Raw genomic sequence first — 656 nt, forward strand, 5'->3', positions numbered from 1 at the left:
GTTTCTTGAATTTCAAAAATTTGATACAAGGAAGTATTAGAATTTGGTACATCGATGGTCTGAAATTGGTACAAGGTACGTTATTGGTGTGTAAGACATAAAGAAAGGGTGCTACACATGATAACAGTATCAGTAAAAAAAGAGTTTGACGTTACTACTAAGGAAACGTCACAGCAAGTATATTTAAGACTTTATCTATCAGCCTTTAAAAGTGGATTAGTTTCGGAATTGAAGCCTACTAACTTCACAGTACTTTTAGGAATTTGTAGTTATATGGATGAAAATGGTGAATGTTATCCGACACAACGACAACTAGCCGAAAGATGCGGTGTTAGTAAGACAACCGTGAATAAAGCTATCAACGAGTTGCTAGAATTTAAAATTAATAATAAGCCTTTACTGGAAAGAAAACTAGTTAAACAAGGACTTCATAAGAATAGTGCTTACACTGTACACCCGATGTCACAGGTAGCTATTTTTGGGGGTGAAGTTGATAACAGTATTGAAACTGATACTACCATTGGTAATGACGTTAGTACTAATACTAGTACCAATAACAGTACTGGTACATTCAAAACTGCTAGGGACGTAAGTAATTATTATATCAGTGTTTATCGAGATACCTATGGGGTTAGTCCTAATATCAACTATGCACG

At 34.8% G+C, this 656-nt stretch carries 1 protein-coding gene; it reads left to right on the forward strand.

Annotated elements, in window-relative coordinates:
• Window positions 1-117 precede the first annotated feature (117 nt).
• A partial coding sequence (locus R0J88_RS18690) for a helix-turn-helix domain-containing protein (RefSeq protein WP_410900686.1) occupies window positions 118-656 on the forward strand: 539 nt, incomplete at its 3' end.

This window comes from Pseudoalteromonas sp. SIMBA_162 (genome assembly GCF_046535955.1).
GTDB lineage: Bacteria > Pseudomonadota > Gammaproteobacteria > Enterobacterales > Alteromonadaceae > Pseudoalteromonas > Pseudoalteromonas marina.